This window comes from Kitasatospora sp. NPDC058965 (genome assembly GCF_042741245.1).
Classification (GTDB): Bacteria; Actinomycetota; Actinomycetes; order Streptomycetales; family Streptomycetaceae; genus Kitasatospora.
On the sequence record NZ_JBHYKG010000075.1, the window covers coordinates 23,845 to 30,189 of the forward strand.

A 6,345-nucleotide genomic window follows, 5' to 3' on the forward strand; every position below is an offset into this window, starting at 1 on the left:
GCATGGGGTTCTCGAGGCGCGGCCTGGACCGCCTGCACGACGCCCTGGCCGAGCACGTCGAGCACGGCGGCGTGCCCGGCCTGGTCGCCCTGGTCGCCCAGGGGGACCAGGTGCACGTCGAGGCGCTGGGCAAGCGCACGGTCGGCGGCGGACCGGTCGGGCGGGACACCCTGTTCCGGGTCGCCTCGATGACCAAGCCGGTCACCGCGGTGGCCGCCCTGGTCCTGCTGGAGGAGTGCCGGCTGCGGCTGGACGACCCGCTGGACGACTGGCTGCCGGAGCTGGCCGACCGCCGGGTGCTGCGCCGGGTGGACGGCCCGCTGGACGACACCGTCCCGGCGCACCGCCCGCTCACCGTGCGCGACCTGCTCACCTACCGGATGGGCACCGGCATCCTGATGGTCCCGCCCGGCAGCTACCCGATCCAGCGCGCGATGGAGGCGCTCGACCTCGGCCAGGGCGAGCCGCAGCCCGCACTGCCGCCGGCGCCCGAGGAGTGGCTGCGCCGGTTCGCCACCCTGCCGCTGATGTACCAGCCGGGCGAGCGCTGGATCTACAACACCGGCAGCGACGTGCTCGCGGTGCTGATCGCCCGGGTCGCCGGCCGCCCGTTCGAGGCGTTCCTGCGGGAGCGGATCTTCGAGCCGCTGGGCATGCGGGACACCGGCTTCGCCGTCCCGGCCGACCAGCTGGACCGGTTCACCACCGCCTACGCGGCGGACCCGGCCACCGGCGAGCTCACCGTCTGGGACGAGGCGGCCGGCGGCCAGTGGTCCGCGCCCCCGGCCTTCCCGTCCGGCTCGGCCGGGCTGGTCTCCACCGCCGACGACTTCCTCGCCTTCGGCCGGATGCTGCTGGGCGGCGGCCGGGCCCCGGGCGGCGAGCGGATCCTCTCCCCCGGCGCGGTGGCACTGCTGAGCGCCGATCAGCTGACGGCGGAGCAGAAGGCCCGCTCCGCGCTGGACCCCGGCTTCTTCGACACCCGCAGCTGGGGGTTCGGGGTCGCCATGGTCACCCGGGCGACCGACCTGGGCCACCCGCTGGGCCAGTACGGGTGGAACGGCGGCCTGGGCACCTCCTGGGCGGTGGACCCGGCCGGCGGGGTGACCGGCCTGCTGCTCACCCAGCGGCTGTTCGCCTCCCCCGGCCTGCCGGCGGTGCACCAGGACTTCTGGACCTCGGCCTACCGGGCGCTGGCCGACTGACGCCCGGCCGGGCACCCGTCAGGGCAACAGCAGGTTGACGTCGCCGAACTCGTGCCACAGGTAGCGCTCCGCCAGCGCCTCCCGGTAGCAGCGGTCCAGCAGCCCGGGTCCGGCCACGGCGGCCAGCATCAGCAGGTGCGAGGCGCGCGGCTCGTGCCAGCCGGTGAGCAGGCCGTCGACCAGCCGCACGCCCCGCTCGGGCGTGATCACCAGGTCGGTCCAGCCGTCGGCGGCGCGGGCCCGGCCCGCCGGGGTGGTGGCCGACTCCAGCGCCCGCACGGCGGTGGTGCCGACCGCGACCACCCGGCCGCCCGTCCGGCGCACGTGGTTCACCAGCCGCGCGGTGCTGGGCGGGACGGTGAACCGCTCGGGGTACGGACGCTCGTGCAGCTCCGGGGAGGCGACGCCGGTGTGCAGGGTGATCGGGGCCAGCAGCACCCCGCGGGCCACCAGGGCGGCGACCAGCTCGGCCGTGAACGGGCGGGCGGCGCTGGGCATCTCGCTGCTGCCCGGGACGGCGGCGAAGACCGTCTGGTAGGCGCTGAGCGGCCAGTCGCGGTCCACGTAGCCGTACCGGATCGCCTTGCCGTACCGGGCCAGGTAGCCGGTGAGCGGGGCGGGCAGGGTGAGCCGGGCGTACCAGAGGCGGCTGGTGAACGCGGCCGTCAGCTCGGCGCGGCCGCCGCCGGGCAGCGCCAGCTCCAGGCCCGGGCGGGCCGGACTGTCGGCCGGCTCCAGGTACGCGCCGGCGCCGCCCGGGACCGGTCGGCGCAGCTCGACCAGGTGGGCGCCGCGCGGGTCGGGCTGCGCGCTGGACAGGTGCAGGGCGAGCGCGGTGCCGTCCGGCAGGCCGGCGGGCAGCGCGGCCGGCAGGGTGGCGGAGTTGTTCACCACCAGCAGGTCGCCCGGGCGCAGCACCGCGGGCAGCTCGGCGAAGGCGCGGTGCTCGGTGCGGGGGTCGGCGCGGCCGCGGCCGACCAGCAGCCGCACCCCGTCCCGGCGCAGGCCGCGGGCCTCGGCGGGTGCGGGGGCCGCGAGCTCGGCCGGGACCTCGAAGGCGGTGACCGCGGTCATGCCCGCTCCCCACCGACGACGGCCGGCTCGGCCCCGAGCAGCGCGGCCGCGCGGTAGCGGCCGGAGGCGGGACGGTCGCGGAGCAGCGAGCGGAAGGCGGGCACCACGGCGGCCGGCGGCCGGGCGGCGGCCAGGTCCTCGCCGGCCTCCTGCAGCATCCGGGTGCGCATGCTGCCCGGGTCCACCGACCAGACGCGCAGGGCCGGTTCCTCCACGGCCAGCACCGCCGAGGCGTGGTCGAGGGCCGCCTTGGCCGCGCCGTACCCGCCCCAGCCCGGGTAGGCCTCGACCGCCGCGTCCGAGCTGACGTTGATCACCGCGCCGCCGTGCTCGCGCAGCTGCGGCAGCACCAGCTGGGTCAGCGCGATCGGGGCGAGCACGCCCACCTCGAAGGTCTCCAGCAGCCCGGGCAGCGGGAAGTCGGCGAGGGCGGGCAGCGCGGCGCCGGCCAGGTCGTAACCGGTCAGCGTGGAGGCGTTGTTCACCAGCAGCGCGGTCCCGCCGAGCCGGGCGGCCGCCTCGGCCAGCCGGGCCCGGTGGTCGTCGTCCACCACGCTGCCGGGCAGTGCGACGACGGTGGTGTACTGGCGCAGCAGGTCGGCCGCCCGGGCCAGCTCGTGCTCGGTGCGGGCGGTGACCACCAGCTGCCAGCCGTCCACCGCGAGCGCCTTGGCGAGCTCCAGCCCGAGCCCGCGCGAGGCTCCGGTGATCAGGGCGACGGGGGCGTGGTTCGTGTTCCGGTCCATACCCGCCACTCTCGCCCCACCCGACCCGGCCGCGGATCGGTACCCGGTCGGAGGTCCGCTCCGACCTTGGGCCTGCGACCTGCGGCCCCGGCCGCCGGACCCAGGGTCCGGCTTCAAACCCCCGCCTGCGCGGCGACGCCGGGTCGCGCCGAACTCCCGGCCGGCCCAGCGGATTCACGCCTGCTCATGGCATCTGGCATGCCAGTTGCATCAGCAGATATGCTGAGCGCCGCTCCACTTGACAGGAGCATGCACGGCAACGAGCACTTCCCGACCGTTGATTCATCAACCAGGAAGGTTCAGCCCCATGCGACCCCATCCGGCAGCCCTCCGGCTCGCCGCCGCCGCTGTCACCGCGGCCACGCTGTTCGCCCCCACCTCCGCGTCCGCCACGACGACGACCCCCAACGACGCCTGGGTCCCCTGCAAGTACGGCATGACGTCCAACATGTACTGGGCCCCCGGGCAGAGCCTCGCCTACGGGTCCCGCTGGTGCGTGGGCCAGTACCAGCTCGCCATGCAGAACGACGGCAACCTGGTGATCTACGACGTCAACGGCTTGGGGCTGTGGAGCACGCAGACCTGGGGACACCCCGGCGCGGACGCGATCATGCAGAACGACGGGAACCTCGTCGTGCAGCAGAACAACCAGCCCCTGTGGAACTCCCGGACGGGCGGCAACACCGGTTCGTACTACTACCTGTGCTTCCAGCTCGACGGCAACCTGGTGATCTACGCTCCGGTGCCGGGTACGGGGCCGTGCAAGGGTGCGCCCCGCTGGAACAGCAACACCTGAGCGGTCCGGGCCCGTTGGCGGCGGCGGGGCACCGCCGCCGACGGGTGACCGGCAACGCGCCGCTGCGGCGCCCGTCGGGGGTCCGCCGCGCCGCGGCCCGCTTCACACGCCCGGGGTCTGGCGCGCGGCGACCACGCGCGCCACAGTGGCGGCATGCAGACTCCATTGACCATCATGGACTTCCTGGACCGCGCCGAACTGGTCTACCCGGACCGGGTCGCCGTGGTCGACGAGCCCGACCAGCCCGCCGAGTCCTGGGGCGAACTGACGTACCGACGGGTCGCGGAGCTTGCGCGGGCACAGGCGGCGGGACTGGACAGACTCGGTGTCGGCCCGGGCGAGCGGGTGGCGATCGTCTCGCACAACTCGGCCCGCCTGTTCACCTCCTTCTTCGGGGTCAGCGGCTACGGCCGGGTGCTGGTGCCGATCAACTTCCGGTTGAAGGCCGAGGAGGTCGCCTACATCGTCGAACACAGCGGGGCCACCCTGCTGCTGGTCGATCCGGAGCTGGACGAGGCGCTGGCCGGCGTCGCCTGCGCCCGCCGGTACGTGCTGGGCGCCGCGAGCGACGCCGAGCTGTACGACTTCGGGAACGAGCCGGTGCGCCACCCGGTCGCCGAGAACGACACCGCCACCATCAACTTCACCAGCGGCACCACCGCCCGCCCCAAGGGCGTCCGGCTGACCCACCGCAACGTCTGGCTGAACGCCACCCTGATGGCCCTGCACTTCGGCGCCGGCGACCGGGACGTCTACCTGCACACGCTGCCGATGTTCCACGCCAACGGCTGGGGCATGCCGTACGCGCTGACCGGGCTCGGTGCCCGGCACGTCGTGCTGCGCAAGGTGGACGGCGCCGAGATCCTGCGCCGGATCGAGCGGCACGGCGTCACCTTCCTGTGCGGCGCCCCGGCCGTGGTGGCCGCGGTGCTGGCCGCGGCCGCCGACTGGGACGGTCCGGTCCCGGGCCGCGACCGGGTGCGGATCATCGTGGCGGGCGCGCCGCCGCCCACCTCGGTGATCGAGCGGGTGGAGACCGAACTGGGCTGGGAGTTCCTGCAGATCTACGGCTTGACCGAGACCGCCCCGGTGGTCACCGTCAACCGCACCCGGGCCGAGTGGGACCACCTGACCCCGGCCGAGCGGGCCGAGAAGCTGGTCCGGGCCGGTGCCCCGGCGCTCGGCACCCAGCTGCGGGTGGACGAGGCGGGCGAGGTGCTGGTCCGCTCCAACACCGTGCTGGACAGCTACTGGGAGCGGCCGGACGAGACCGCCGCCGCGATCCGGGACGGCTGGTTCCACACCGGCGACGGCGGCACCCTGGAGGACGGCTACCTGACCATCTCCGACCGGAAGAAGGACGTGATCATCACCGGCGGCGAGAACGTCTCCTCGATCGAGGTGGAGGACGTGCTGTACTCGCACCCGGCGGTGGCCGAGGTGGCGGTGATCGGCGTGCCGGACGAGAAGTGGGGCGAGACGGTCAAGGCCCTGGTGGTGCTGAAGCCGGGGCAGCAGGCCGGGGAGGCCGAGCTGATCGCGCACTGCAAGGCCCGGATGGCCGGCTACAAGGCCCCGACCAGCGTGGAGTTCCGCGACCTGCTGGCCCGCACCAGCACCGGCAAGCTGCAGAAGTTCCTGCTGCGCGAACCGTACTGGACCGGGCGGGAGCGGGGGGTGAACTGATGAGCCGGGAGCGGACGCTGGCCGTGCTGGCCGATCTGCGCGCCGAGAACGAGGAGTTGGACCTCCTGGTGGCCGGGCTGGACGGGGCCGGGTGGGCCAGGCCCACCCCGTCGCCCGGGTGGAGCATCGCGTTCCAGGTGGCCCACCTGGCCTGGACCGACGACTGGACCCTGCGGGCCACCCGCGATCCCGACACCTTCCACTCCGCGGCCAACGAACTACTGGTCGGCGCGGCCGAGTTCGACGAGATCGTGGACCTGGGCGCGGCGGCCGGGGCGGCGCTGCCGCCCGCCGAGCTGCTGCTGCGCTGGCGGGCCGGGCGGGCGGCCGTGCTGGAGGCGCTGGCGGCGGTGCCGGAGGGCAGTCGGCTGCCCTGGTTCGGCCCGCCGATGAAGGCCGCCTCGATGGCCACCGCGCGGATCATGGAGACCTGGGCGCACGGCACCGACGTGGCCGACGCGCTCGGCGTGCGGCGCGCGCCCACCGCCCGGTTGAAGCACATCGCCCACCTGGGCGTGCGCACCTTCGGCTTCGCCTTCGCGGCCCACGGGTTGGCGGTGCCCACCGAGCCGGTCCGGGTCGAGCTGACCGGTCCGGACGGCGAGGAGTGGAGCTGGGGGCCGGCGGAGGCGGCGGACCGGATCAGCGGGCCGGCGCTGGACTTCTGCCTGCTGGTCACCCGGCGCCGCCACCCGGACGACTTGGCGCTGACCGCCGACGGTCCGGTCGCCACCGCCTGGCTGCCGGTCGCCCAGGCCTTCGCCGGCCCGCCCGGCGAGGGCCGCGCGCCGCTGGGCGGCTGACCCGCCGTCGGCCGCGCGCCCGACCCGTGGTCGGG

The 6,345-nt window shown here is 75.1% G+C and carries 6 protein-coding genes; 4 read left to right on the top strand and 2 right to left on the bottom strand.

Annotated features, from left to right (window positions below; translation table 11 throughout):
* Nucleotides 1-2 precede the first annotated feature (2 nt).
* The gene (locus ACFW1A_RS15360) at nucleotides 3-1,205 is read left to right on the top strand and encodes a serine hydrolase domain-containing protein (protein WP_380409109.1); all 1,203 of its coding nucleotides are present in this window, start codon (nucleotides 3-5) and stop codon (nucleotides 1,203-1,205) included.
* Nucleotides 1,206-1,223: 18 nt separating this feature from the next.
* Here the strand turns inward: ACFW1A_RS15360 and ACFW1A_RS15365 are convergent, their stop codons facing one another.
* Entirely contained in the window at nucleotides 1,224-2,279 is a 1,056-nt protein-coding gene (locus tag ACFW1A_RS15365; RefSeq protein ID WP_380409111.1) for an S-adenosylmethionine:tRNA ribosyltransferase-isomerase, read from the bottom strand.
* Complete coding sequence (locus ACFW1A_RS15370) at nucleotides 2,276-3,025, bottom strand: SDR family oxidoreductase (protein ID WP_380409113.1); 750 nt, start codon at nucleotides 3,023-3,025, stop codon at nucleotides 2,276-2,278. Before ACFW1A_RS15370 ends, ACFW1A_RS15365 begins: the two co-directional genes overlap by 4 nt.
* 307 nt (nucleotides 3,026-3,332) lie before the next feature.
* On the opposite strand from ACFW1A_RS15370, the gene ACFW1A_RS15375 reads away from it, so the two are divergent.
* From ACFW1A_RS15375 to ACFW1A_RS15385, 3 genes are all read left to right on the top strand, one after another.
* Nucleotides 3,333-3,821, top strand: a complete 489-nt coding sequence (locus tag ACFW1A_RS15375) for a hypothetical protein (protein WP_380409115.1) — start codon at nucleotides 3,333-3,335, stop codon at nucleotides 3,819-3,821.
* A 153-nt stretch (nucleotides 3,822-3,974) separates the two neighbouring features.
* Nucleotides 3,975-5,507 (top strand): AMP-binding protein, encoded by a 1,533-nt coding sequence (locus ACFW1A_RS15380; protein ID WP_380409117.1) that lies wholly within the window; start codon nucleotides 3,975-3,977, stop codon nucleotides 5,505-5,507.
* Nucleotides 5,507-6,310 (top strand): TIGR03084 family metal-binding protein, encoded by an 804-nt coding sequence (locus tag ACFW1A_RS15385; RefSeq protein ID WP_380409119.1) that lies wholly within the window; start codon nucleotides 5,507-5,509, stop codon nucleotides 6,308-6,310. Before ACFW1A_RS15380 ends, ACFW1A_RS15385 begins: the two co-directional genes overlap by 1 nt.
* Nucleotides 6,311-6,345: the final 35 nt, after the last annotated feature.

Coding starts and splice junctions, on each gene's coding strand:
- ACFW1A_RS15360 (WP_380409109.1), top strand. CDS start 3: ATGGGGTTCTCGAGGCGCGGCCTGGACCGCCTGCACGACGCCCTGGCC.
- ACFW1A_RS15365 (WP_380409111.1), bottom strand. CDS start 2,279: ATGACCGCGGTCACCGCCTTCGAGGTCCCGGCCGAGCTCGCGGCCCCC.
- ACFW1A_RS15370 (WP_380409113.1), bottom strand. CDS start 3,025: ATGGACCGGAACACGAACCACGCCCCCGTCGCCCTGATCACCGGAGCC.
- ACFW1A_RS15375 (WP_380409115.1), top strand. CDS start 3,333: ATGCGACCCCATCCGGCAGCCCTCCGGCTCGCCGCCGCCGCTGTCACC.
- ACFW1A_RS15380 (WP_380409117.1), top strand. CDS start 3,975: ATGCAGACTCCATTGACCATCATGGACTTCCTGGACCGCGCCGAACTG.
- ACFW1A_RS15385 (WP_380409119.1), top strand. CDS start 5,507: ATGAGCCGGGAGCGGACGCTGGCCGTGCTGGCCGATCTGCGCGCCGAG.